The sequence below is a fragment of the Acinetobacter sp. 243_ASPC genome (genome assembly GCF_001054715.1).
GTDB lineage: Bacteria > Pseudomonadota > Gammaproteobacteria > Pseudomonadales > Moraxellaceae > Acinetobacter > Acinetobacter soli.
The window spans coordinates 39,160-63,184 of record NZ_JVOR01000121.1; the positions used below are offsets into that span (position 1 = coordinate 39,160).

Below are 24,025 nucleotides of genomic sequence, written 5' to 3' on the forward strand. Positions count from 1 at the left end.
TCTAAACCGAGCAGGTTTAACATGGTGGCGATTGAAGTATTTAAGCAATAAGGAGTCATCCGTGGTGGATCAGTTTGATTTGGAACATATCTGGCATCCGTATACCTCGATGATGAATCCATTGCCAACTTTTAAGGTTAAGCGTGCTTACGGTGTTACCATTGAGCTTGATGACGGGCGTCAGTTAATAGACGGTATGTCATCTTGGTGGTGCACCATTCATGGCTATAATCATCCTGAATTGAATCAGGCAGCCAAAGACCAGCTTGATCAGATGTCACACATCATGTTTGGTGGTTTTACCCATGATCCTGCCATCAATCTGGGCAAAATCCTGTTAAAAATAACGCCGCCAAGCTTAGATAAAATCTTTTATTCCGATTCTGGATCGGTGTCGGTAGAAGTCGCACTTAAAATGGCCGTGCAATACTGGACTGCTCAGGGGTTGTCGCAAAAAACCAATTTCATTACAACGCGCTCTGGTTATCATGGTGACACATGGAACGCGATGTCGGTGTGTGACCCCGTGACGGGTATGCATCAAGTTTTTGGTAGCAGTCTTGCAAAACGTATCTTCGTGCCGGCGCCACAGACGCCTTTCGATGCAGACTGGAATCCAGAAGAAATGCACGTGGTCGAACAGATGCTTGAGGCTCATCATCAAGAGTTAGCGGCATTTATTATTGAACCGATTGTTCAAGGTGCGGGAGGAATGCGCTTTTATCATCCCGAATATTTGCGCCAGCTCAAACAGCTCTGTGATAAATATCATTTACTACTCATTTTTGATGAGATTGCGACAGGATTTGGCCGCACAGGCAAACTCTTTGCATGGGAGCATGCTCAAGTTGAGCCAGACATCATGTGTATAGGTAAAGGATTAACGGGTGGTTATATGAGTCTCGCCGCCACCTTGACCAGTAAGCATGTTGCTGAGGTCATCAGTCAGGGAGAGGCTGGTGTATTTATGCATGGGCCTACATTTATGGGAAATCCACTGGCGTGTGCGGTGGCATATAAAAGTACCCAGTTGCTGATTGAGCAAGACTGGCAGAGCAATATTCGCCGTATTGAAACACAGTTGCAGCAGCTTCACTCGCTTGCGGAGCTAGACCATGTCGCCAATGTACGTATTTTGGGTGCAATTGGTGTCGTAGAGCTCAAATATAATGTCAACATGCGTGAATTACAGCAGCGCTTTGTAGAGCTTGGCATCTGGATTCGGCCATTTGGTAAATTGGTGTACATAATGCCGCCGTATGTGATTACAACGCATGAGTTAGAACAGTTGCTCCAAAATATGATCAAGGTGGTGCGTGAAATGGAACAGGGAGTACATTATGGCGTTGCTTGATCATTATGCTCAGCAACTCGAGCAATTAAAGCTAAGCGGGAATCTGCGTCAGTTTAAGCCAAATCATCAGCAAGATGCCTACATCGAGATTGCTGGGCAGCGCATGTTGAATTTATCTTCAAATGATTATTTGGGTCTGGCTGCCGATCTGACCTTGCGTGAAGCATTTTTAGATTTACAGCCGTTAGCGCGCTGTTACTTTAGCTCTTCTTCCTCGCGTTTACTGACTGGAAATTTTGCTGAGTATGAGCAATTTGAACATACCTTGAGTGAGGCTTTTGGTGGCAGAGCCGCGCTTTTGTTCAACAGTGGCTATCATATGAATATTGGTATTTTGCCTGCTTTGGCCGATGCCAAGACCCTGATTTTAGCCGATAAGCTGGTACATGCCAGTATGATTGACGGCATTCGGCTTTCACCAGCCAAGTACGTTCGTTATCGTCATAATGATTTAGCTCATTTAGAAAAGCTGCTGACTCAATATCATGATGATGATCAGTTTGATCGGATTATTATTGTCACTGAAAGTATTTTTAGTATGGATGGTGATGAAACCGACCTAAAAGCGTTGGTGAGCATCAAAAAACGCTTTAGCAAAACCATGCTCTATGTAGATGAAGCCCATGCGATAGGCGTTCGGGGAGAATTAGGTTTAGGCTGTGCAGAACAATACGGTGTGATTCAAGAGATTGATTGCTTGGTCGGGACTTTTGGCAAAGCGCTGGCTTCAGTGGGCGGTTATCTGATTTGTGATCCGATCTTACGAACTTATCTGATTAATACCATGCGACCACTGATTTTTAGTACCGCCTTGCCCCCAATTAGCATCGCCTGGACACATTTTGTCTGGTCGAAGATGTTACATGCACAGCAGCAACGTACACATTTGGCCGCAATCAGCGAGCATTTACAACGCGCTGTGGTTGCAAAGGGGTATAGTAGTCCATCAAGTAGCCATATTGTGCCAATTATTGTGGGCGAAAGTCAGGCTGCCGTTGATCAGTCGAAACGTGTGCAAGATTGTGGTTTTTATGCCATGCCTGTACGTCCACCTACTGTGCCGCAGCACAGCGCACGCTTACGCATTTCATTAACCTCAATGATTCAATTACACGATCTTGATCGATTGGTGAGCTGTTTGTGAAATTAGATAAAACACGCATAGCACAGCGTTTTGCCAAAGCAGGGCAAAGCTATGTCGAGCAAGCAGTCGTTCAAAAAGCGATTAGTCAGAAATTGGCTGAGCTGATGCAACAGTATTGTCCAGTAGCGTTGCCACATGTCTTTGAAATTGGTTGTGGCTCGGGTAATCTCACGCACTATGTATTGGCCAATTTTGCGATCAGTCGGTTGTACCTCAACGATTTGTATGCTGATGTACAACAGCATTTTCTCGATGAACAACCGATCACATGGTGCATAGGCGACATCGAACATATCGATTTACCTACAGCACTCGACGCAGTGATTTCTAGTTCAGCAGTGCAATGGGTGCATGATTTGCCCCAATTGCTACAGCGCTGTCATGATGCCTTACAACCCGGCGCTTGGCTGTGCCTATCAAGTTTTGCTCCATTAAATTTCACCCAAATTAAGCAATTAACCGGGCAAGGTTTAAGCTATTGGTCGCGTCAAGATTGGCAAGTGCAGTTACAGCGTGCTGGCTTTGAATGTGTCTATCTGGAAGATCAACTGCTTGAGATGTATTTTGATACCCCCAAGGCAGTGCTCAAGCACCTGAAACTGACCGGCGTGACAGGAACAACTCAAGGTAATCAGCCGCACTGGACCAAAGGCACCTTACAAAATTTTTATCAGGATTATCAGCAATTTAAAAATAATGAAGGTCTATATCCTTTGACCTATCATCCGCTTTACTGCTTGGCACGGAGAACAACATGACAGCATCGGTTTATTTTGTCAGCGGTATCGATACCGAAATTGGTAAAACCTTTGCCACGGGTTATCTGGCAAAAAAATGGAGCAGCGAAGGCCAGCGTGTGATCACGCAAAAGCTCATTCAAACAGGCAATCAAGAACTGTCTGAAGATATTCAAAAGCATCGTGAAATTATGCAAACCGGCTTGTTGCCTGAAGATTTTGAAAAGCTGACCATGCCCGAGATTTTTAGCTATCCGGCATCGCCACATCTGGCGACAAAAATCGATGGTCGTGAGATCGATTTTGATAAAATCGAACACGCTACAGCAACGTTGATGCAACGCTTTGATACGGTCTTGCTTGAAGGTGCAGGCGGTTTGATGGTGCCGTTAACCGATCAGTTGCTCACCATTGATTATATTGTGAAGAGAAAATTTCCAGTTATTTTAGTGAGTTCTGGGCGCTTGGGGAGTATCAACCATACCTTACTGAGTCTTGAAGCGCTCAAGCAACGCGGACTCACACTCTATGCGTTGGCGTACAACCTAAACGATGAATCCAAAGATCCGTTGATTTCACAAGATACGGCAGTTTATTTAAAACATTATTTGCAGCAACACTTTCCAGAGGCGCTCTGGATTGATATTCCAAAGTTTTAATTTGTATCTTATAGCTTATATTTTAAAACGTAAAAATATCTACAGAACAGACGACATATAAAAATTGATGTGCGCTGTATATTTAGCCATTCTGTTTGATTAATTTATAAAAAAAGCCAATGTAGCGTTCTACATTGGCTTTTAATGTTTATTGCACAACCTAGCAACTAAGACTTACATCTTTTTAAAGCCTTTTTGATAGTTCGGTGCTGGACGACGAGTATTTTTCATGCCGCCTTCACGTGTGTTTTCAGTTTCGCTGGTGTCACGCTTTTGCTGGCGTAAATAGCCGCCACGACGCGCTGCCATCGGCTTTTCGGCCATACGTTCAGTACGACGTTTTGCCATACCGTATAAGCCAGTGCCTTGACGTGGTTTGAGTTCAACCAGTTTGGTTAAGCTATCGATATCGCCTTTGTCGAGTTCCATCCAGCGGCCAGTACGCAATTCACGCGGTAAAATAACTGAACCGTAGCGGGTACGAAGCAGGCGGCTGACTTTAAGCCCTTGAGATTCGAACAAACGACGAACTTCGCGGTTACGGCCTTCTTTAACCACGACCTGATACCAACGGTTGATTCCGTCACCACCGAGCTCAGAAAAAGATTCAAACTTCGCTGGACCATCATCAAGTACGACACCATTGAGTAAGGTCTGACGAATTTGAGGGGTCACTTCACCCATGACGCGTACGGCATATTCGCGTTCAATTTCATTAGAGGGGTGCATCAAGCGGTTGGCCAGTTCACCATCGTTTGTAAACAATAATAACCCAGTACTGTTGATGTCGAGACGTCCCACCATCACCCAGCGATCATTGGCGATTTGTGGCAAATGATCAAACACGGTTGGACGCTGTTCTGGATCGTTACGAGAACAGATTTCACCTTCTGGTTTGTAATAGATCAGTACGCGACGACGAATTTCGTCTTCGATCTGAAATTGTACCTTACGACCATCAATCCTTAATTCATCGCCTGGTTCAATCCGTTCACCAACTTGAGCAATTTGGCCATTCACACTGACGCGACCCGCGGCAATGACCTCTTCCATATATCTGCGAGAACCTAAACCAATTCGCGCTAATACTTTTTGCAATTTTTCACTCATGACAGCATAACCTTAGAAATAATTGTCAACAGTTCACCGATTTATGATTTGGGTGCATGTACATCCAAACCCATAAACGCGTCCTTGGCATCCTGCAGGGGAGGCAATTGACCCAGTGAGACTAGGCCAAACGCATTCAAAAATTGAGGCGTTGTAATTAACAACGCAGGTCTTCCGGGCAAGTCTCTAAAACCAGATTCCTTGATCCAGTTCCATTCAAACAGCAGCCTTAAAATCTGACTGTTATTTGAGACGCCCCGTATTTGTTCAATATCCGCACGTGTCACAGGCTGGTGATACGCAATCACCGCAATCGTTTCAAGAAGGGAGGGAGACAACTTTGTTGGACGTTCAGGCCAAACTTGCGCAATTATATTACGATATTTTGAGCGAACCTGAAACCTAAAACCTTGAGCAGTCTCTATTAATTCAATAGAACGACCATGCTGCAACACGGCAAGTTGTTGTAAAAAATGCCGAAGCTGTTGCTTACTGTATTGATTGTTAAATGCTTCTTTTAAACGTGCCAGTGAAACAGGCGCGTCACTTGCAAACAAAATGGCTTCCATTTGCAACAAGACTTCATGATGAATATCTTCAAAAGACAGTGCAGCACTTTGGTCTATGGTCATATCTGAGCTCCTTGAATTGCGAGCGGTGCCTCTACACCAGAAGCGATGATTTTAATTTTTTGCTGGCGCGTCAGTTCTAAAATGGCCATAAACGTGACCACCATGCCCATGCGCCCCTGTTGTGGCTTTAACAGTGAGACAAAGTTTAAAATCTCACCCGATTGAACCTGTGCTTCAATATATGCAATACGCTCTTCAAGTAAAACAGGTTCTTGCGCAACGGTATGCGTCACTGGTTCGGGACGATTAAAAATACAAAACAATGCATCGTGAAGGCTTTGTACATCATAGCCTTCATATATCGGCGCAATCACACCTAATCCGACATTCGGATGAAAGGTATCACGCTCCAAAACAGGAAACTGTCCAAGACGTTCGGCAGCTTTTTTGACGCGCAAATAGGTTTCTAAACGATCAATCAGCGCTTGTTTAGGGTCTTTTTCAATAGAGAGCGTCGTTGGTTTTGGAAGCAAAAGGCGCGATTTTAAATCTGCAAGTAATGCCGCCATCACCATATAGTCGGCAGTCAGTTCGATATCCAGCGATTTCATGGCGTCCATGTAAGCCAAATATTGCGTGGCAATTGGTGCAATATCAACCTGCAATAAATCAAAACCGTTTTTTTGAATCAGGTAAATTAAAAAGTCGAGTGGGCCCTCGAAATGTTCGAGTAATATTTCAAATGCAGCAGGCGGAATATAAAGATCTTCAGGAATAGACGCTTGCCATTCATCCAATACACGAATATTGGGAAGGTGATCTTCTGAAGAAGGTAAAGCTTGATTCATTACAATATTAGGCCACGCGAATTTTCAAAGGCATGAAAGTGTTTCGTAAGTAACGCATAATCGCTACTTAAAAAGGAGAAGTAAATAAAATATGCGCCATTCTAATCTAAATTTGGTATCGAATACATTGCCTAAAAGAATAAAATCCAAAATTAAATCGATGAAGAGGCACATTGTTGATGCCATCTTTGTGAATTGGTGACATGATTTACCTGCTTACACTACTTATTTAGCATGTTGGTCTTAAGTTTTTTGATCCTCAATGCAAAAACATATTCATATAAAACACATTTCAAGGACTAAAAATGAAATCGAATCAATTTGGTCAGCCCGTAGGTGATGCGGTAGCGCTCGCTGTCCCGATTCAATTTAAAGCCCATACACTTACGGGAAACTATGTCGATTTGCTGCCCATTGAAAAAGATACATTTACTTTAGATTATGCCAAGCAGCTCTGGACATGCGTGAATTCAGAGCCTGATGCAAGGTGTTGGACGTATTTGCCTTATGAAGCACCACAAAGTGAGGTTGAACTTGAGCAAAATCTGAGGTGTAAGTTTGGCTTTGAACCTTCTCATCATTATTGGATTGTCGTAGAGGGCAAGGCGGTTGGTTGGGTTGCACTGCTAAATTTACGCGCGCAGCATGCAGCAGTCGAGATTGGTAATGTTTACTTTTCGCACCGATTAAAACAAACACCCGCTGCCACTGAAGCGATCTTCTTATTGTTGAGAGATTGCTTTCAACAAGGTATGCGTCGCGTGGAATGGAAGTGTGATGACCTTAACCAACCTTCAAAAAATGCAGCACTTAGATTCGGATTTACCTATGAGGGGTTGTTCCGGCAAGATCGGGTGACTAAAGGACGTAATCGTGATACCGCTTGGTTTTCAATGATTGATATTGAGTGGCCAAAGCGTCAAAACACCTATTTGCAATGGCTTGATCCGCTGAACTTCGACAAATTGGGCAAACAAAAAAGACGTTTGGACGAATGTGCGAGTCAGGAGATTTAAGGCTGATCAGCATGTCAGTGCTTATTCAAAAGCACTGACATCGCCGGCACCTCGGCGTACAACTTCCGGATTTTCTCCCGACAAATCTACAATACTGGTGGTAGTGAGCGTACCGAAGCCACCATCAATGAAGACATCGACACGCTTAGCGAGCTGGTTTTCAATATCATAAGGGTCATCGAGTGGATCGTCTTGCCCCGGCAATATCAGGGTACTGGTCAAGATCGGTTCGCCCAGTTCTTGAAGTAAGGCCTGACAGATTGGATTGGTTGGAATACGTAAGCCAATGGTTTTTTTCTTGGGGTGCATCAAGCGTTTAGGGACTTCGCTGGTTGCAGGTAAAATAAAAGTCGTGATCGAGGGTGTGTTGGTCTTAAGTAGACGATACATCGCGTTATCCACTTTAGCATAGGTGGCAATATCGGATAAATCACAACACATAATGGCATATTGATGTTTTGGACCTAAGCCACGGATTTGAGCAATTCGCTCCATTGCCGATTTATTTCCAATTTGACAACCAATCGAGTACGCTGCATCAGTCGGGTAGACCACCACATCGCCTGCTCGGATACGCTCCACTGCTTGATGAATTAAGCGTGCTTGCGGATTGTCTGGATGTATATGCAAATGCAACATATCTGGATACTCCTTGATTCTGTTATTGTTTTAAAGTCAGTGTTTACATTTAAGCATATGCGCTGCGTCGAATGCGTGACCACAAGTAGAGATTATGTAATCTAATCCAGTGCGTTGCGTAAAAATTCATGTGCGCCAAGAAGCTCACCGTCTCGAGTGGTCATACAAATACATTGAATAAAATGCAATGCATCGGCAGGAATTTTGGTCTCGCCTGAAAAAAACTTTTGCACCTGAAGAAAGACATTGTCTTTAAATCGCGAGCCGTCACCACCATCGCCAGTTAAGTTATCTAGAGATACTCTAAATTTACGCCCAAACGCTTGCGCAAATAACCATTCAATGGCTTGCGGTTTGATTTCGACCTGTTCAAAAAGCGCTTGCTGCTCGGCTGTACGGCCATCAGGAGCATACCAATAGCCCAAATCTGGCAATAAGCGTCTTTTGGCGCCGGCAATCGTCCAGTGACTGATTTCATGTAAGGCACTATTAAAGAAACCATGCGCAAACTGAATACGCGCAGGCGTATGATTTGATGCAGGAAAATACTCAGGTTCTACTTCACCTTTCACTAAAGTCACATTTTGATGGGAAAACCAGTGATTAAAGTGTAAAATGAGCCAGTCCACCTGATCCTGCTCAGTTTGTAAATTTCTCCATGGTGAGAGTTGCACTGTGTCTATCGACAAGGCAGAATCACACGTGAGATGGGTGCGAACAAGTGATGAAGTTGTTACTTCAGGTTGCGGCTGCAACAGGTGCATTGCTTAATTTACCCCGAGTTCTGTCAGATTTGGTACAAAATTGTATCTTAATCTTTGACAGAGTACTGATGAATTTGTAGAATTGCCGCCTTAATTATGTCAGCAAATACCTTTCCGGCACAGATTGAGCCGTATAAATGGGCTGAACAAGGCTTTACATGGTCAGGAACACTGCCATTGTCTCGCTTTGCTCGTATTGCTCGTGAAGCTGTTGGATCAATTAATGATCAATTGATCTATATAGACTGTAAACTATCAATGGATGCGTATCATCGCGTTGTATGGTTTGATGGTCATGTTGAAACAAAAGTTCCGCTAGAATGTCAGCGTTGTCTGGAGCCAGTGGAAATTCCTCTTGTTTCAGATTTCCGTCTTGCCTTGATCGATGATGAGTCACTGATAGAGCGCTTGGATGAGGATGCTGATTTCATCGTTTTAGGTGAAAGTGAATCGTCAACAAAGGGTGATTTTACCACTCCTGCGACTGTTGATTTACTCTCATTACTAGAAGATGAACTGTTACTGTTGATGCCTCTGTCTCCCAAGCATGATGCTTGTGAACATAAACATCAGCCTACCGTTCAGGACATTGTTGAAGAAAAACGTGATAATCCGTTTGATGTTTTAGCAAGTTTGAAAGGTAAACTTAACTCATAAGTGTTATACTTATTGGTTGAGATAACTGAATTTGTTCTGATCCATTTTTTTCGATCTTTGTAAGGAGCCATCATGGCCGTTCAGCAAAACCGTAAAAGTCGCTCTCGCCGTGACATGCGCCGTTCACATGACGCTTTAACCGAGAATGCATTAACAGTTGACCAAACTACTGGTGAAACTCATCGCCGTCACCACGTGACTAAAGATGGTATCTACCGTGGTCGTCAATTATTCGCTAAAGCAGCTGACGCTGAATAATTTAGTGAATTTGCATTGAGCTTAAGGCTTTAATGTAGAAAAAATGGGAGCGAAAGCTCCCTTTTTTTGTTGTTTTTCGCAATTATAAAATCTATAGAATAATGATAAATTTCCGCCTTAGAAATTAAGCAAAGACGAAATAAAGGATTTTTATATGTCTGCTAAACGACTCGATCAAGTCGCTCAAGCAACGAAAACTGCATTTGTATTTCCTGGTCAAGGTTCGCAAAAAGTCGGCATGCTCGCTGAACTTGCAGAGCAGTTTAGTGGTGTGAAAGAAACCTTTGCGGAGGCTTCTGACGCAGTCGGTTTTGATTTGTGGCATATCGCACAAAGTGGCGAAGGGCTTGATCAAACCGAAAACACTCAGCCGGTACTATTAACGGCAAGTATTGCGTTATGGCGTGTCTGGCTGGATTTAGGCGGTTTGGCCCCTAAATACCTTGCAGGACATTCACTTGGCGAATACAGTGCGTTGGTGGCTGCTGGTGCGTTGTCGCTCGGCGATGCGGCCAAATTGGTCAATCTGCGTGGTAAATTGATGCAAAGCGCAGTCCCTCAGGGTGTGGGCGCTATGGCGGCAATTCTGGGCTTGGCAGACGATCAAGTTATTGAGCTTTGTAAGCAAGTGACAGCAGCAGGTGAAGGCTCTGTCGAGGCAGCAAACTACAATGCTCAAGGTCAGGTAGTGATTGCAGGTTCGGCAGCATTGGTCAATCAAGTCATGACGCTTGCAAAAGAGCAGTCGGGTAAAGCGATTGCACTGCCTGTTTCGGTACCTTCGCATTGTTCATTAATGAAGCCTGCGGCAGAAAAATTTGCTGAAGCATTGGAACAAACTGCCATTGAGCTACCAAGCCTACCTGTAATACAAAATGTAAACGCAGGAATTGCCTCTGACGTGACTCAATTACGCCAAGCGTTAACTGCGCAGTTGTATCAATCTGTGCAATGGACACGCACCATGCAATATTTACAGGATCAAGGCATCCAGTACATTGTTGAGTGTGGCCCGGGTACGGTATTAAGCAATCTGGCAAAACGTTTACCAAATATTGAAAAAGCATTTGCGATCGATACGAATAGTCGCATGGAAGATGCCCTAAATGCAGTTTTAGTGGCTGAAGGAAAAATTGCATGACACAACAACGTAAAGTTGCATTGGTAACAGGCGCGAGCCGTGGCATTGGTGCAGCGATTGCCCAGCAACTTATTCAAGACGGTTTCTTTGTCGTTGGTACAGCAACCAGCGAATCTGGGGCTGAAAAATTATCTGAAAGTTTTGGGGAGCAAGGTACAGGCCTCACCCTAGACGTACGTAATTTGGATGAAATTGAAGCAGTTGTTTCAAACATCGAACAAAATTATGGTCCAGTTTTGGTCTTGGTCAACAATGCGGGTATTACGCGTGACAATCTCTTGCTGCGTATGAGCGAAGATGACTGGGACGACATTCTAAATATTCATCTGAAAGCGGTTTATCGTCTTTCTAAGCGCGTATTGAAGGGTATGACCAAAGCTCGCTTTGGCCGTATTATCAATATCAGTTCGGTGGTTGCACATTTTGCAAACCCAGGCCAAGCCAACTATTCAGCCGCTAAAGCCGGTATTGAAGCATTTAGCCGCAGCCTTGCAAAAGAGATGGGTAGCCGCCAGATTACGGTGAACAGTATCGCACCTGGCTTTATTGCGACTGAAATGACTGATGCGCTGAGTGAAGATTTGCGCAAGAAGATGAGTGATCAAGTCGCTTTGGGTCGTCTTGGTGAACCACAAGATATCGCAAATGCAGTAAGTTATTTGGCTTCCGATAAGGCAAGTTACATTACTGGCACGGTATTACACGTAAATGGTGGTTTATACATGGCCTAAGTGCTGATGTATTAACTTTCAAAAAATCCAATATTCAATTACACTAACGGCATTTAAAACGCCACAAGCAATGAGGAGAATTCCTGTGAGCGATATCGAACAACGTGTTAAGCAAGCAGTTGCTGAACAACTTGGTATGAAAGCAGAAGAGATCAAAAACGAAGCATCTTTCATGGATGATTTGGGCGCTGACTCTCTAGATCTAGTTGAACTTGTTATGTCTTTCGAAAATGACTTCGACATCACGATTCCTGATGAAGATTCAAACGAAATCACAACTGTTCAATCAGCAATTGATTATGTAACCAAAAAACTTGGTTAATTAATTGATGTTGATAAAAGCCACCGCAAGGTGGTTTTTTTATGTGTGTGATTTAAGATATGTGATGCAATTTACATTTTATTACTTGCTGTAAGGGAATCACCACTTAAATCAGAGTGATTTTCAGTTTTACTAGAAAGGCGTTTATTTGCTTAATGAAAAAAACAACAGGAGAAAATGATGGGCCTTTTTGATTTTGTTAAAGGAATTGGAAAAAAGAATCAGGCACACGTCGAACAAGCACCAACACCAGCCGCTACACCTCAGGAACCCACAGCCCAGCAAATTGCTAATCAGTTACTGGCACATGTACAGCAACTTGGTTTGGGCGTGCAGGGCTTGGTGATCAACTATAACAGTACTACCGATCTGGCCACGATTCAGGGTAAAGTGAAAAGTCAGGCCGACAAAGAAAAAATTGTACTGGCTGTGGGTAATATCGATCATGTGGCGAAAGTGGATGATCAAATGACAGTCGAAGTGCCAGAACCAGAAAGCCAATTTTATACGGTAAAATCGGGCGATAATTTATCTAAAATCTCAAAACAATATTATGGTGATCCAAATCACTACAATAAAATTTTTGAAGCGAATCGACCATTACTTAAAGACGCAGACGATATTTTTCCAGGACAGGTACTGCGTATTCCTGCTTAAGGTGTGATAAGTAACTAAGTAAAAGGGCGCAATTAAATTGCGCCCTTTTTGCATTATGGCTATAGCTTGCTATGCTTGTAACGTAATTTTAAGCTCCATCTACAGCGCACATTATAATGCTTAAAACCGCTTTGGAATCTTTTGCCCATTTGGAACGGGAGTTTCGGCATTTTTAAGCACACCAAATAACCACACTTCCGCGTGTTGAACCGCGATTTTAAGCTCATCACCCAAAGCCAGACGTCCTGCTATAAAACTGGCCAATGAACATCCTGATCCGTGATATTCACCTTCTAGGCGAGGGCAGGTACTTTCTGCAACCAGTTCACCTTTTACAAAGAGCTGATTGCGAATATGATCTGGTGTTGCTTCATGGCCGCCTTTCACCAAAATCGCCTGCGCACCTAAATCAAATAGTTTTTGTGTGGCGTCTTCAATGTTGTCTAATCCAGTTAAAGCACGCAGTTCGACAGTATTCGGTGTAATGATGGTTGCCAGTGGAATGAGTTCAACAAAGGCTTTCACCAATGTGGCTTGATCGCCTAGCGAGCCGCCGCTGTTGGCCACCAGTACTGGGTCAAGTACATACTGATAGTTAGGATGCGCACGTAAAAACTCAGCCAATGCTGCAATATTTTCAGTGGTACCGAGCATACCCGATTTTACACATCGAATGGGTAAATCACCCACAACGGCATTTGCTTGTGCAAGGAGTAATTCTTTCGATGTTGCTTCAAAACCAAAGACTTGCTGCGAATTTTGAATGGTGAGTGCTGTACAGGCGATTGCTGCATGTGCGCCACTTTGACCAATGGCTTCAATATCGGCCTGTAATCCAGCGCCGCCAGAAGGATCAAGACCAGAAAAACAAAGAACGGTTGGACGCACGACGATCATCCTTAAAATATTGAATTTGAGGTAGTATAGGCAAGTTTAAAAAAACTCTCGACCCTATTTTTTCATCTGACATTGTTTGAGTATGAATTGTGAGCAGCATTAAAAATATTTTGATCGACCTTGATGGCACGTTAACTGATCCAAAAGTCGGAATCACGACATCGGCACGTTTTGGTCTAAATAAAGTAGGTTGTGTGTTGCCTGAAAGTGAAAATATTGACTGGATCATTGGTCCACCACTTAAGGCATCATTGGCAAAAATTTTAAATGTTGAGCCAGAGCATGAGCGAGCAGAGCAGGCTTTACAGGGTTATCGTGAGCGATTTTCAGTGGTGGGGTTATTTGAAAATGAGCTTTATCCACATGTGGCTCAGACGCTAGCAGCGCTTAAAGAGGAAGGCTATCGACTATATTTGGCCACTGCAAAACCACACGTCTATGCAGTACGCATATTGGAGCATTTCGGACTGCTTGGCTATTTCACGCATCCTTATGGAAGCGAGTTAACAGGTGAGCGTACCAATAAAGGTGACCTGATTGCTTATATTTTGCAGCAAGAGCAGCTTGATGCTGCCGAATGTGTCATGGTCGGAGATCGCGAGCACGATATTTTAGGTGCGCGTCGTAATGGAATTGAGACCATTGCGGTGGAATATGGTTATGGATCTGCACAAGAACTAGATTTGGCAATGCCAAAATATCGTATTCAACGTTTTGATCAACTTTTAAATATACTGATCAAGCATGAGGATGTAAGGTCTAAGTAACATATATTGAGTTTAAAAATGTTTGATTTTATTTTTAAATATCTAGCTTTACTAAAAACTGATTAAGAATCAGTGGTATTTGCTAAATTTTTAATAGGTTTTAATACAATAAGAATGAGAAAAAATGAGAAGTTATCGGATTGATATATTAAGAGGAGTAGCTATCTTGTTGGTGCTACTCCATCATTTTAATATTCCCTATAAACTGCATGACACTTGGCTGGGTATGTCAGTTTTGGGTGAACCTTTAAGTACTTTAGTTGCTCGAAACGGTAATTATGGCGTCACGCTTTTTTTTGTTATCTCAGGTTTTCTTATTACTCAGCATACTTTGAGTCGAGAAGGCCATTTATCCAAAATCAATATTCGGAATTTTTATCTGCGGCGTATTGCTCGTATTGTTCCTTGTTTAGTTCTGCTGATATCCATGGTTACACTATTGGGAAGTTTCGGATTGCAACCTTTTCTGAATCAGGCACCCATTGGTATAGAGGTTTCTTATCACCTTACTGTTTTTGCTGCTTTGACCTTTTGGATGAATCTTTTAATTATCGAATATGGTTGGGTCAATTATGCTCTAGGAGTGCTGTGGTCGCTTTCGGTTGAGGAAGTTTTTTATCTGGCTTTTCCGCTTTTATGTTTGATACTGGGCAGAAGTAAATTTAAATTTTTTGTTTTATTTCTTATATTGATCATTGTCTATGCCCCATACTTTCGCTTTTTGCATGCGGGCGAAGAAAGCGGTGCATATTTGTATCATTATTTCTCAAGTTTTGATGGGATTGCAATCGGGTGTCTTACTGCGCTGCTGGCACAAAAAATATCAATTCGATTCAGAAATATTCAGCTTGTCATTTTTATTGTGATTGCTCTGATGATTGCTTTATATGGTTATGCGCCGATCAAAGAGGTGAGTACATGGAGTATAAGTGTATTTGCGCTATTAAGTGCAGTATTAATATTTTGCTCTATCCAACCGCAGCAAGCTAAAAACTTAACCTTTTTTTCTAAAATATTGGTTTGGATCGGGCAGCGCAGCTATGAGATGTATCTGTTTCACTTGATTGTTTTAGGGTTAATCAAGGTGATGTATATTCCAAAAACAACCTTGCCAGATCAAAAAATCATGCTACTTATTGTTTTTTTTGATTGTGACTTGTATTTTGAGCTGGTTAATCGAAAAATATTATTCGTCACCATTAAACCAAAAGATTCGGGATAAATGGGTCATTAAAAAGCCTCAGATCGACTGAGGCTTTATTGTAATTTTTGCTATTTAAAACTGCGGTTTAACCACCACCAGTATAACGACAGCAAATAAAATCAGTGTCGGCATTTCATTAAAATAACGCCAGAATTTGTGTGATTTGTAATGCGCATTTCCAATCAGTTTTTTACGATAATACCCGCACACAAAATGATAAATAACCAGCAGTCCCACTAACCCCACTTTAATATAAAACCAAAGCGCTTCATGATAATGCCGAGTGGCATCGCCCCAATCTACTAAAAAGTGAGCCGTGATCAGCGTTGCAATCATGGAGGGCCACATGATACCGCGATATAGTTTACGTTCCATAATTTCGAAGCGACGATGACTAATCTCATCTTCACTCATGGCATGATAAACATAGAGTCGAGGTAGATAAAATAAGGCAGCGAACCAACACACTACCGCAATAATGTGTAATGCTTTGACCCATAAAAATGCGTCTGATGGAGCATCCATTACAATTCCTTAAATTAAGACAATGGTGGAAAGCTGATGATTTGACGTAACAAAACAAAATGAAATCATAAGGTTTGCACCCAGCGAATATGGACAGTATTCAATGTTGGATTGAATTTTTCAAGAGGATAATGGCAATCTGCCTTTTACTTATATCGACGTTGAGATATCGTTCAGCAAGCGTGATGATTGAATTTTAGTGTAGTCGTATTGTGAGTAGGCTCAACAAAAAAGCGGAACCATTGTTCCGCTTTTTATATACATATATGTTACTTAAAGAAGGCCAATCGGCTTTGCAAAAATGGCATTAATTCCATTTTTTGAAAATTAAGCAAGCATTCACACCGCCAAAGCCGAAGCTGTTGCTCATTACCGAGTTGAGCTTGGTATCACGCTTTTCAAGTACGATGTCGAAGCCTTTTGCGCCCTCGTCGAGTTCAGTCACGTTGATGTTTGGTGCAATGAACTCATTTTGAAGCATTAGGACTGAGTAGATCGCTTCGTGAACACCTGCTGCACCCAAGCTATGACCAGTCATAGATTTGGTTGAGCTGAATGCAGGAACTTTACCTTCACCGAACGCACGTTCCATTGCTTTAAGCTCCGTAATATCACCAGCAGGGGTTGATGTGCCATGTGTATTGACATAGTCAATCGATTCAACACCGTGTTGCTTGGCTTCATCAAGTGCCATCAAGATACAGCGTGTTGCACCTTCACCGCTTGGAGCAACCATATCTGCACCGTCTGCGTTCGCTGCATAAGCAACAACTTCAGCTAAAATGTTAGCACCGCGTGCTTGAGCGTGTTCAAGTGATTCAAGTACCAAGAAACCGCCGCCACCAGCAATCACGAAACCATCACGGTCAGCCGAGTATGGACGAGAAGCAGTTTCAGGTGTGTCGTTGTACTTTGAGCAGAGCGCGCCCATCGCATCAAACAACAAGCTTTGAGACCAGTGATCTTCTTCACCGCCACCTGCAAGAATCAGGTCTTGTTTACCTAATTGGATGAGGTTATACGCATAACCAATTGCATCTGCAGATGTTGCACATGCGCTGGCAATCGAGTGAGAAACGCCTTGAAGTTTGAATGCAACACCAACGTTCGCGGTAATGGTGTTGGTCATGTTACGTGGTACAAAGAAAGGTCCCACTTTACGTGCGCCTTTAGTTTCAAGTAGTTCCTGCATTTCAACAACAGATGCAGTTGAACCGCCACCACTGCCACCTACGATACCGTAGCGTGGATTGCCTTCAAGGTCCGCAGCAGTCAAACCTGCATGCTCAACCGCAGCAACTGCTGAGTTATAGGCATACATTGCACAAACACCCATAAAGCGTTTGAGTTTACGATCAATATTGTCAAAATCTTGTTCTGCAGCTGCACTCACATGGCTTTTAAAGTTGAGTTCTGCATAAGTTGGGTTAAAACGTGTGCCTGAGATTCCATTTTGGAGTGAATGAGTGACATCTTCTAGAGTGTTACCAATACATGAGTTAATACCCATACCAGTAATTACAACACGTTTCATTTAAGTATCCCTTATATGGTGATAGTCTTGAGTTTGTTTCAGTGCGCCAAAAAATTTGACCAATCGGGTGCAACCGTCAGGCGCAATAGCTGATTGTTTAAAATTGCATTCATAATAACAGAATGATTTTTTAATTCTTATGGCAAATCTTATATGTATTCCTAACTGTGCTATGTTTCAGCATCAGGCATCGTGGTGTACAGCAATTAACTAAAAGAAACAGATTAAAGTTGAGATAAATCCGTACTCCACCTAGTATTTAGCATTAAATGAAAGAAACAGAATATAGAGGTACTTGATGACCAATTCTAATAATAATCAAAGCCAGAGCCTGTTGTCGGCAGCCTTTGGAGTGGCTAAAAAGCTCAGCTCTTCGGGTTTGGATGTCTTAAATCATGTTGCTCCCGGCACAATTTCCAAGATGAATTCCAATGTGGATCAGTCACGTACCGTAGAAGGAAAATCACAAATCAAGGGCGCGTTTGAAATTGAAAAGTATGATAATCCTCAGCAGATGTTGCGTCAGCACTTGCCGAAAGTATCACATCAGCTTTTAGGTCGACATTACGGCCGGGTCTATAGTGTTGCAAATTTTCTATCGCCAGACTTTCAAGACAAGATTGCCGACTATCTTTTTGACCGCCTTAATGACTTTACGGCGCAAACCAGTTCGCTAGAACGTGTACTTGAAGAGGCTGGGGTTAAGCGTATTGAAGATCTGACCACCAATCCAGATCGCTCGCAACGATTGAGTCATGCCTTTATCGAGCAAAATAAACTGATTGCAATTGCACAAGGAGCATTCAGTGGCGCAACTGGTGTTGCTGGAGCGGCCCTTGATGTTCCATTGTCACTGCTTCTGGCGCTACGTACTATCTATCAAACGGGTCATGCGCACGGGTTTAATTTAAGTGATTCTACTCAGCAAGATATCGTCGAGTTTGTTTTTAAAGAAATTGATTTGAGTCTGATCGCAGAAAAGCAAACCTTGTTGCTTGCGCTCAAAACCTTGAAGTCGATGTTGCAGACACATGATATTGGTCAGTTTCAACAACTTTTGGGCTCAAGTAATGATGCTGAAGCCATTAAAAAATGGTTTGTAGATGAGACAGGCGAACCAAAATTTAGCTGGTTGAATGGGGTATCTCGCTTTTCTGCTATCGGGAAATTAACGCCTGTCGCCGGTGCTGCGCTAGGTGGAATATATAGCTGGAAACTGATTGAAGATGCAGGTAATAAAGCACAAGCCATTTTTGGTGGAGCTCGTCATTACCTGCTTGAACATCCCGATGAGCAATTGACCCCTTTACAGGCATATCATGCTGAGGCGTCATTATTTAAAGCAGTACCCCTTAAAGAGCCTCAAGCTGCACAACAAAATACGGAAGAAACCAAGATACCTGCTGAGGCTGAACAAGTATCTGTTGAAAATCCAGTAGTGGCCAAAGTTAAAGTCACTCGAAAAGCTCCAAAAGCTGCTCAGACTGAAGCTGAAATTGACGATGCAGTACAGCAAAAAATTGAACATCTTGCCGATCACTATGTCGAGCCTCATGAAGAAAGTGAGCCACAACAACCCGCATTAAAAACAACGGAAGTTGAAGAAGGTACTGAGGTTGCTGCGTTTGATGAGACACAAGCAGCACCTGCAAAACCTAAACGTAAAAGAACACCGAAACCGAAAACGCCTTAATGTCATTAAACCGTCAACAAAAGCGTTTATTTTCTGCTGTCTGAAAACGTGCGCAAGTCAAGAGATGGTCAACATTTGCTAACGCTGCCGATGTTGACCATTTTTACATCTTGGCTTACAATTGCATGCCCTCAAAAAGAGGTGTTTTCTTTTTGAGGTTTTCAATTAACGGGAGAATTGCCATATGGCAACAACAAATCAGTTGATCCGTAAGGGTCGCACAACTTTGATTGAAAAATCCAAAGTTCCTGCGTTGAAGGCTTGTCCACAACGTCGTGGTGTTTGTACACGTGTTTATACTACTACACCTAAAAAACCTAACTCAGCAATGCGTAAGGTTTGCCGTGTTCGCTTAACTTCTGGTTTTGAAGTATCTAGCTACATTGGTGGTGAAGGCCATAACCTACAAGAGCACAGTGTTGTTCTTATCCGTGGTGGTCGTGTTAAAGACTTACCAGGTGTACGTTACCATACCGTTCGTGGTTCTTTAGACTGTGCTGGTGTGAAAGATCGTAACCAGTCTCGTTCTAAATACGGTACTAAACGTCCTAAGAAGTAATTCTTAGTCCGATAAAGCCGAAATCCTTTAGCGTTTCGCTTGTTTGAATTCTTTAATGTTTGAAATTCAAGCGACGTATAGTAAGGCCAGCGTAGCGTGCATGACACTTGCACAATCTGCTGGATCATCCTGAAGTGTCATATTTATAGGTAGTTTTAAAATGCCAAGACGTCGCGTAGTCGCTGCTCGTGAGATCCTTCCAGATCCTAAATTCAGCAGCCAAACAATCGCTAAATTCATGAACCACGTTATGCAAGACGGTAAAAAGTCTGTTGCTGAAGGTATCGTTTACGGTGCTTTAGAACGCGTTCAAGAAAAAAACAAAGTAGACCCAGTAGAATTTTTTGAAGCGACGCTTGAAAAAGTTCGTCCTATGGTCGAAGTAAAAGCACGCCGTGTTGGTGGTGCTACTTATCAAGTACCAATGGAAGTACGCCCATCCCGTCGTACTGCCTTGGCTATGCGTTGGTTAGTAGATGCTGCTGCTAAGCGTTCTGAAAAAACTATGGCTTTACGTCTTGCTGGCGAGTTGCTTGATGCAGCTGAAGGCAAAGGTGCTGCGATCAAAAAACGTGAAGACGTGCACCGTATGGCTGAAGCGAACAAAGCCTTCTCTCATTACCGTTTCTAAGCGGATAAAACAGTCCCTCATCAGGAGAATACTCATGCGTACTGCATCTCGATTTAACATCGCACTTTACCCAAGTGGGGGATTTGCGGGTATTTAAGTTGCCCACCTTGAGTGTTCGAGCGCATCAATTTCATGTTGGTGCGTCCTGTTTTAAACAATATATTTAGGAATGTAAGTCATCATGGCTCGTCAAACCCCGATTTCTCGCTACCGTAACATCGGTATTTCTGCGCACATCGACGCAGGTAAAACTACAACGACTGAACGTATTTTGTTCTACACAGGTGTATCTCACAAAATTGGTGAAGTACACGACGGTGCAGCAACAATGGACTGGATGGAACAAGAGCAAGAACGTGGTATTACCATTACTTCTGCTGCAACAACTTGTTTCTGGTCTGGTATGGGCAGCCAGTTTGACCAACACCGTATCAACGTAATTGACACCCCGGGACACGTAGACTTCACAATCGAAGTTGAACGTTCTATGCGTGTTCTTGACGGTGCGTGCATGGTTTACTGTGCAGTTGGTGGTGTTCAGCCTCAGTCTGAAACTGTTTGGCGTCAAGCGAACAAGTACCAAGTACCTCGTTTAGCATTCGTGAACAAGATGGACCGTACAGGTGCAAACTTCTTCCGTGTTGTTGAACAAATGAAAACTCGCCTCGGCGGTAACCCAGTGCCAATCGTTGTGCCAATCGGTGCAGAAGATACATTCGCTGGTGTTGTTGATTTGATCGAAATGAAAGCGATCATCTGGGACGAAGCTTCTCAAGGTATGAAGTTTGAATACGGCGAAATCCCTGCTGACCTCGTTGATACTGCTAACGAATGGCGTACCAACATGGTTGAAGCTGCGGCTGAAGCGTCTGAAGAGTTAATGGACAAGTACCTAGAAGAAGGTGATCTTTCTAAAGAAGACATCATCGCAGGTCTACGTGCACGTACATTGGCATCTGAAATTCAAGTGATGCTTTGTGGTTCTGCGTTTAAGAACAAAGGTGTTCAACGTATGTTGGACGCAGTTATCGAATTCCTACCTTCTCCTACAGAAGTTAAGGCAATCGAAGGTGTTCTAGACGACAAAGCTGAAACTAAAGCAACTCGTGAAGCATCTGACGAAGCACCGTTCTCTGCACTTGCGTTCAAAATCATGAACGACAAATTCGTAGGTAACTTGACGTTTATCCGTGTTTACTCAGGCGTTCTTAAACAAGGCGATCCAGTATACAACCCGGTTAAATCGAAGCGTGAGCGTATCGGTCGTATTGTACAGATGCACGCAAACGAACGTCAGGATCTTGACGAAATTCGTGCGGGTGATATCGCAGCGTGTGTAGGTCTTAAAGACGTTACCACAGGTGATACACTGTGTGATGAGAAAAACATCATTACACTTGAGCGTATGGAATTCCCAGAGCCAGTAATTTCGTTGGCAGTTGAACCAAAAACTAAAGCTGACCAAGAAAAAATGTCAATTGCTTTAGGTCGTTTGGCGAAAGAAGATCCATCATTCCGCGTTCGTACAGATGAAGAATCTGGTCAAACGATCATTGCGGGTATGGGTGAGCTTCACCTTGACATCATCGTTGACCGTATGAAGCGTGAATTCGGTGTTGAAGCAAACATTGGTAAGCCAATGGTTGCATACCGCGAAACAATCAAGAAAGTTGTTGAGCAAGAAGGTAAATTCGTTCGTCAAACAGGTGGTAAAGGTAAATTCGGTCACGTCTATGTCCGTCTTGAGCCGCTTGATGTTGAAGAAGCTGGTAAAGAATACGAATTCGCTGAAGAAGTTGTAGGTGGTGTAGTACCTAAAGAATTCTTCGGTGCAGTTGACAAGGGTATTCAAGAGCGTATGAAGAACGGTGTCTTGGCTGGTTACCCAGTTGTAGGCGTTAAAGCGGTTCTATTTGACGGTTCTTACCACGACGTCGACTCTGATGAATTGTCGTTCAAAATGGCAGGTTCTTATGCATTCCGTGATGGTTTCATGAAAGCAGATCCTATCCTTCTTGAACCAATCATGAAAGTTGAAGTTGAAACTCCAGAAGACTACATGGGCGATATCATGGGTGACTTAAACCGTCGTCGTGGTATGGTTCAGGGTATGGACGATCTTCCTGGCGGAACAAAAGCAATTAAAGCAGAAGTTCCACTAGCAGAGATGTTTGGTTACGCGACTCAAATGCGTTCTATGTCTCAAGGTCGTGCGACTTACTCTATGGAATTTGCTAAATATGCTGAAACTCCACGCAACGTGGCAGAAGGCATCATTTCGAAATTCCAATCTGGCGGTAAAAAAGGTGACGACGAGTAATCTTTCGATTACTATAAGCCCAAACTAATTTTTAGTTAAAAAACCAAGCGCTCATGAGTGACCCTCATGAGCAGTTTATAAAGGAAAAACTCATGGCTAAGGCTAAGTTTGAACGTAATAAGCCACACGTAAACGTGGGCACAATTGGTCACGTTGACCATGGTAAAACAACTCTTACTGCTGCGATCGCAACTATCTGTGCGAAAACTTACGGCGGTGAAGCGAAAGATTACTCGCAAATCGACTCGGCTCCAGAAGAAAAAGCACGTGGTATTACCATTAATACTTCACACGTAGAATACGATTCTCCAATTCGTCACTACGCGCACGTTGACTGCCCAGGCCACGCCGACTACGTTAAAAACATGATTACTGGTGCTGCTCAGATGGACGGCGCGATTCTTGTGTGTGCAGCGACTGACGGTCCTATGCCACAAACTCGTGAACACATCCTTCTTTCTCGTCAGGTAGGTGTACCTTACATCGTTGTATTCTTGAACAAATGCGACCTTGTAGACGACGAAGAGCTTCTTGAGCTTGTAGAAATGGAAGTTCGTGAACTTCTATCTACTTACGACTTCCCGGGCGACGACACTCCAGTGATCCGTGGTTCTGCACTTGCAGCGCTTAACGGTGACGCAGGTCAGTACGGCGAGCCTTCAGTTCTTGCGCTTGTAGAAGCACTAGACTCTTACATCCCAGAGCCAGAGCGTGCAATCGACAAAGCATTCTTGATGCCAATCGAAGACGTATTCTCAATTTCTGGTCGTGGTACAGTAGTAACTGGCCGTGTAGAAGCTGGTATCGTGAAAGTAGGCGAATCAGTTGAAATCGTAGGTATCCGTGATACACAAACTACGACAGTAACTGGCGTTGAAATGTTCCGTAAACTTCTAGACGAAGGCCGTGCGGGCGAGAACTGTGGTGTTCTTCTTCGTGGTACTAAGCGTGAAGACGTACAACGTGGTCAAGTACTTGCTAAACCAGGTACAATCAAGCCGCACACTAAATTCGACGCAGAAGTATACGTACTTTCTAAAGAAGAAGGTGGTCGTCATACTCCGTTCCTTAACGGTTACCGTCCACAGTTCTATTTCCGTACGACTGACGTAACTGGTGCAATCCAATTACAAGACGGCGTTGAAATGGTAATGCCAGGCGACAACGTTGAAATGTCAGTAGAATTGATCCACCCAATCGCAATGGACCCAGGTCTACGTTTTGCGATCCGTGAAGGTGGTCGTACTGTAGGTGCTGGTGTTGTTGCGAAAGTAACTGCATAATCA

General features: G+C 43.2%; 25 protein-coding genes and 1 pseudogene. 18 read left to right on the plus strand and 8 right to left on the minus strand.

The window, feature by feature from the left end:
- The first annotated feature begins 61 nt into the window (after window positions 1-61).
- The 4 genes from bioA to bioD are packed head-to-tail and all read left to right on the plus strand — an operon-like array spanning window position 62 to window position 3,894.
- Window positions 62-1,354 carry an adenosylmethionine--8-amino-7-oxononanoate transaminase gene (gene bioA, locus ADA42_RS16040; protein WP_048766216.1) on the plus strand — a complete coding sequence of 431 codons (1,293 nt, stop codon included), beginning with the start codon at window positions 62-64 and terminating at the stop codon, window positions 1,352-1,354.
- Window positions 1,341-2,498, plus strand: coding sequence for an 8-amino-7-oxononanoate synthase (locus ADA42_RS16045; protein WP_048766217.1), 1,158 nt, complete (start codon window positions 1,341-1,343; stop codon window positions 2,496-2,498). The genes bioA and ADA42_RS16045 overlap by 14 nt, the downstream gene beginning before the upstream one ends.
- The gene (gene bioC / locus ADA42_RS16050; protein WP_228137589.1) at window positions 2,489-3,256 is read left to right on the plus strand and encodes a malonyl-ACP O-methyltransferase BioC; all 768 of its coding nucleotides are present in this window, start codon (window positions 2,489-2,491) and stop codon (window positions 3,254-3,256) included. Before ADA42_RS16045 ends, bioC begins: the two co-directional genes overlap by 10 nt.
- On the plus strand, window positions 3,253-3,894 hold the full coding sequence (bioD, locus tag ADA42_RS16055) for a dethiobiotin synthase (RefSeq protein WP_048766220.1): 642 nt from the start codon (window positions 3,253-3,255) through the stop codon (window positions 3,892-3,894). The genes bioC and bioD overlap by 4 nt, the downstream gene beginning before the upstream one ends.
- A 174-nt stretch (window positions 3,895-4,068) precedes the next feature.
- Here the strand turns inward: bioD and rluB are convergent, their stop codons facing one another.
- The 3 genes from rluB to ADA42_RS16070 are packed head-to-tail and all read right to left on the minus strand — an operon-like array spanning window position 4,069 to window position 6,424.
- Window positions 4,069-5,004, minus strand: coding sequence for a 23S rRNA pseudouridine(2605) synthase RluB (rluB, locus tag ADA42_RS16060; RefSeq protein ID WP_004935357.1), 936 nt, complete (start codon window positions 5,002-5,004; stop codon window positions 4,069-4,071).
- Window positions 5,005-5,045: 41 nt separating this feature from the next.
- Entirely contained in the window at window positions 5,046-5,636 is a 591-nt protein-coding gene (scpB, locus tag ADA42_RS16065; RefSeq protein WP_004935361.1) for an SMC-Scp complex subunit ScpB, read from the minus strand.
- Entirely contained in the window at window positions 5,633-6,424 is a 792-nt protein-coding gene (locus ADA42_RS16070; RefSeq protein WP_004935364.1) for a segregation and condensation protein A, read from the minus strand. Before ADA42_RS16070 ends, scpB begins: the two co-directional genes overlap by 4 nt.
- 305 nt (window positions 6,425-6,729) lie before the next feature.
- Between ADA42_RS16070 and ADA42_RS16075 the strand changes: the two genes are divergently transcribed.
- Window positions 6,730-7,440 (plus strand): GNAT family N-acetyltransferase, encoded by a 711-nt coding sequence (locus ADA42_RS16075; protein ID WP_048766222.1) that lies wholly within the window; start codon window positions 6,730-6,732, stop codon window positions 7,438-7,440.
- 21 nt (window positions 7,441-7,461) lie between these two features.
- Here the strand turns inward: ADA42_RS16075 and ADA42_RS16080 are convergent, their stop codons facing one another.
- On the minus strand, window positions 7,462-8,079 hold the full coding sequence (locus tag ADA42_RS16080) for an L-threonylcarbamoyladenylate synthase (RefSeq protein ID WP_004935370.1): 618 nt from the start codon (window positions 8,077-8,079) through the stop codon (window positions 7,462-7,464).
- A gap of 101 nt (window positions 8,080-8,180) precedes the next feature.
- Entirely contained in the window at window positions 8,181-8,843 is a 663-nt protein-coding gene (locus tag ADA42_RS16085; RefSeq protein ID WP_048766224.1) for an elongation factor P hydroxylase, read from the minus strand.
- Window positions 8,844-8,939: 96 nt separating this feature from the next.
- Here ADA42_RS16085 and ADA42_RS16090 point away from each other — a divergent pair, with 96 nt between their 5' ends.
- The 6 genes from ADA42_RS16090 (at window position 8,940) to lysM (ending at window position 12,609) form a co-directional block, all read left to right on the plus strand.
- Complete coding sequence (locus ADA42_RS16090; RefSeq protein ID WP_025094556.1) at window positions 8,940-9,500, plus strand: YceD family protein; 561 nt, start codon at window positions 8,940-8,942, stop codon at window positions 9,498-9,500.
- 72 nt (window positions 9,501-9,572) lie between these two features.
- A complete protein-coding gene (rpmF, locus tag ADA42_RS16095) occupies window positions 9,573-9,758 on the plus strand; it encodes a 50S ribosomal protein L32 (RefSeq protein ID WP_004922151.1) in 186 nt (61 codons plus the stop codon).
- Window positions 9,759-9,912: 154 nt separating this feature from the next.
- Window positions 9,913-10,899, plus strand: coding sequence for an ACP S-malonyltransferase (gene fabD / locus ADA42_RS16100; RefSeq protein ID WP_004935379.1), 987 nt, complete (start codon window positions 9,913-9,915; stop codon window positions 10,897-10,899).
- Complete coding sequence (gene fabG, locus ADA42_RS16105) at window positions 10,896-11,630, plus strand: 3-oxoacyl-ACP reductase FabG (protein WP_048766228.1); 735 nt, start codon at window positions 10,896-10,898, stop codon at window positions 11,628-11,630. Before fabD ends, fabG begins: the two co-directional genes overlap by 4 nt.
- An 85-nt stretch (window positions 11,631-11,715) precedes the next feature.
- Entirely contained in the window at window positions 11,716-11,952 is a 237-nt protein-coding gene (gene acpP / locus ADA42_RS16110) for an acyl carrier protein (RefSeq protein ID WP_004935385.1), read from the plus strand.
- 180 nt (window positions 11,953-12,132) lie between these two features.
- Entirely contained in the window at window positions 12,133-12,609 is a 477-nt protein-coding gene (gene lysM / locus ADA42_RS16115) for a peptidoglycan-binding protein LysM (RefSeq protein ID WP_048766233.1), read from the plus strand.
- 120 nt (window positions 12,610-12,729) lie between these two features.
- Here the strand turns inward: lysM and ADA42_RS16120 are convergent, their stop codons facing one another.
- The gene (locus ADA42_RS16120; protein ID WP_048766235.1) at window positions 12,730-13,497 is read right to left on the minus strand and encodes a hydroxymethylpyrimidine/phosphomethylpyrimidine kinase; all 768 of its coding nucleotides are present in this window, start codon (window positions 13,495-13,497) and stop codon (window positions 12,730-12,732) included.
- A gap of 98 nt (window positions 13,498-13,595) precedes the next feature.
- Between ADA42_RS16120 and ADA42_RS16125 the strand changes: the two genes are divergently transcribed.
- Window positions 13,596-14,273, plus strand: a complete 678-nt coding sequence (locus ADA42_RS16125; protein WP_025096264.1) for an HAD-IA family hydrolase — start codon at window positions 13,596-13,598, stop codon at window positions 14,271-14,273.
- Between the two features lie 124 nt (window positions 14,274-14,397).
- Window positions 14,398-15,526: pseudogene (locus ADA42_RS16130) on the plus strand (acyltransferase family protein).
- 23 nt (window positions 15,527-15,549) lie between these two features.
- Here the strand turns inward: ADA42_RS16130 and hemJ are convergent.
- Both hemJ and ADA42_RS16140 read right to left on the minus strand, forming a co-directional pair.
- Entirely contained in the window at window positions 15,550-16,002 is a 453-nt protein-coding gene (gene hemJ, locus ADA42_RS16135; RefSeq protein ID WP_004935408.1) for a protoporphyrinogen oxidase HemJ, read from the minus strand.
- A 307-nt stretch (window positions 16,003-16,309) separates the two neighbouring features.
- Window positions 16,310-17,536, minus strand: a complete 1,227-nt coding sequence (locus ADA42_RS16140; RefSeq protein WP_004935411.1) for a beta-ketoacyl synthase N-terminal-like domain-containing protein — start codon at window positions 17,534-17,536, stop codon at window positions 16,310-16,312.
- A gap of 298 nt (window positions 17,537-17,834) precedes the next feature.
- Here ADA42_RS16140 and ADA42_RS16145 point away from each other — a divergent pair, with 298 nt between their 5' ends.
- From ADA42_RS16145 to tuf, 5 genes are all read left to right on the plus strand, one after another.
- On the plus strand, window positions 17,835-19,229 hold the full coding sequence (locus ADA42_RS16145; protein WP_048766238.1) for an EcsC family protein: 1,395 nt from the start codon (window positions 17,835-17,837) through the stop codon (window positions 19,227-19,229).
- Between the two features lie 184 nt (window positions 19,230-19,413).
- On the plus strand, window positions 19,414-19,788 hold the full coding sequence (gene rpsL, locus ADA42_RS16150; protein ID WP_004648013.1) for a 30S ribosomal protein S12: 375 nt from the start codon (window positions 19,414-19,416) through the stop codon (window positions 19,786-19,788).
- A 160-nt stretch (window positions 19,789-19,948) separates the two neighbouring features.
- On the plus strand, window positions 19,949-20,419 hold the full coding sequence (gene rpsG / locus ADA42_RS16155) for a 30S ribosomal protein S7 (RefSeq protein ID WP_004750610.1): 471 nt from the start codon (window positions 19,949-19,951) through the stop codon (window positions 20,417-20,419).
- A gap of 181 nt (window positions 20,420-20,600) precedes the next feature.
- A complete protein-coding gene (gene fusA / locus ADA42_RS16160; protein WP_004935414.1) occupies window positions 20,601-22,739 on the plus strand; it encodes an elongation factor G in 2,139 nt (712 codons plus the stop codon).
- Window positions 22,740-22,831: 92 nt separating this feature from the next.
- Window positions 22,832-24,022 carry an elongation factor Tu gene (gene tuf / locus ADA42_RS16165; protein ID WP_004932358.1) on the plus strand — a complete coding sequence of 397 codons (1,191 nt, stop codon included), beginning with the start codon at window positions 22,832-22,834 and terminating at the stop codon, window positions 24,020-24,022.
- Window positions 24,023-24,025 lie beyond the last annotated feature (3 nt).

Coding starts and splice junctions, on each gene's coding strand:
- ADA42_RS16045 (WP_048766217.1), top strand. CDS start 1,341: ATGGCGTTGCTTGATCATTATGCTCAGCAACTCGAGCAATTAAAGCTA.
- bioD (WP_048766220.1), top strand. CDS start 3,253: ATGACAGCATCGGTTTATTTTGTCAGCGGTATCGATACCGAAATTGGT.
- rluB (WP_004935357.1), bottom strand. CDS start 5,004: ATGAGTGAAAAATTGCAAAAAGTATTAGCGCGAATTGGTTTAGGTTCT.
- scpB (WP_004935361.1), bottom strand. CDS start 5,636: ATGACCATAGACCAAAGTGCTGCACTGTCTTTTGAAGATATTCATCAT.
- ADA42_RS16070 (WP_004935364.1), bottom strand. CDS start 6,424: ATGAATCAAGCTTTACCTTCTTCAGAAGATCACCTTCCCAATATTCGT.
- ADA42_RS16075 (WP_048766222.1), top strand. CDS start 6,730: ATGAAATCGAATCAATTTGGTCAGCCCGTAGGTGATGCGGTAGCGCTC.
- ADA42_RS16080 (WP_004935370.1), bottom strand. CDS start 8,079: ATGTTGCATTTGCATATACATCCAGACAATCCGCAAGCACGCTTAATT.
- ADA42_RS16085 (WP_048766224.1), bottom strand. CDS start 8,843: ATGCACCTGTTGCAGCCGCAACCTGAAGTAACAACTTCATCACTTGTT.
- ADA42_RS16090 (WP_025094556.1), top strand. CDS start 8,940: ATGTCAGCAAATACCTTTCCGGCACAGATTGAGCCGTATAAATGGGCT.
- rpmF (WP_004922151.1), top strand. CDS start 9,573: ATGGCCGTTCAGCAAAACCGTAAAAGTCGCTCTCGCCGTGACATGCGC.
- fabD (WP_004935379.1), top strand. CDS start 9,913: ATGTCTGCTAAACGACTCGATCAAGTCGCTCAAGCAACGAAAACTGCA.
- fabG (WP_048766228.1), top strand. CDS start 10,896: ATGACACAACAACGTAAAGTTGCATTGGTAACAGGCGCGAGCCGTGGC.
- lysM (WP_048766233.1), top strand. CDS start 12,133: ATGGGCCTTTTTGATTTTGTTAAAGGAATTGGAAAAAAGAATCAGGCA.
- hemJ (WP_004935408.1), bottom strand. CDS start 16,002: ATGGATGCTCCATCAGACGCATTTTTATGGGTCAAAGCATTACACATT.
- ADA42_RS16140 (WP_004935411.1), bottom strand. CDS start 17,536: ATGAAACGTGTTGTAATTACTGGTATGGGTATTAACTCATGTATTGGT.
- ADA42_RS16145 (WP_048766238.1), top strand. CDS start 17,835: ATGACCAATTCTAATAATAATCAAAGCCAGAGCCTGTTGTCGGCAGCC.
- rpsL (WP_004648013.1), top strand. CDS start 19,414: ATGGCAACAACAAATCAGTTGATCCGTAAGGGTCGCACAACTTTGATT.
- rpsG (WP_004750610.1), top strand. CDS start 19,949: ATGCCAAGACGTCGCGTAGTCGCTGCTCGTGAGATCCTTCCAGATCCT.
- fusA (WP_004935414.1), top strand. CDS start 20,601: ATGGCTCGTCAAACCCCGATTTCTCGCTACCGTAACATCGGTATTTCT.
- tuf (WP_004932358.1), top strand. CDS start 22,832: ATGGCTAAGGCTAAGTTTGAACGTAATAAGCCACACGTAAACGTGGGC.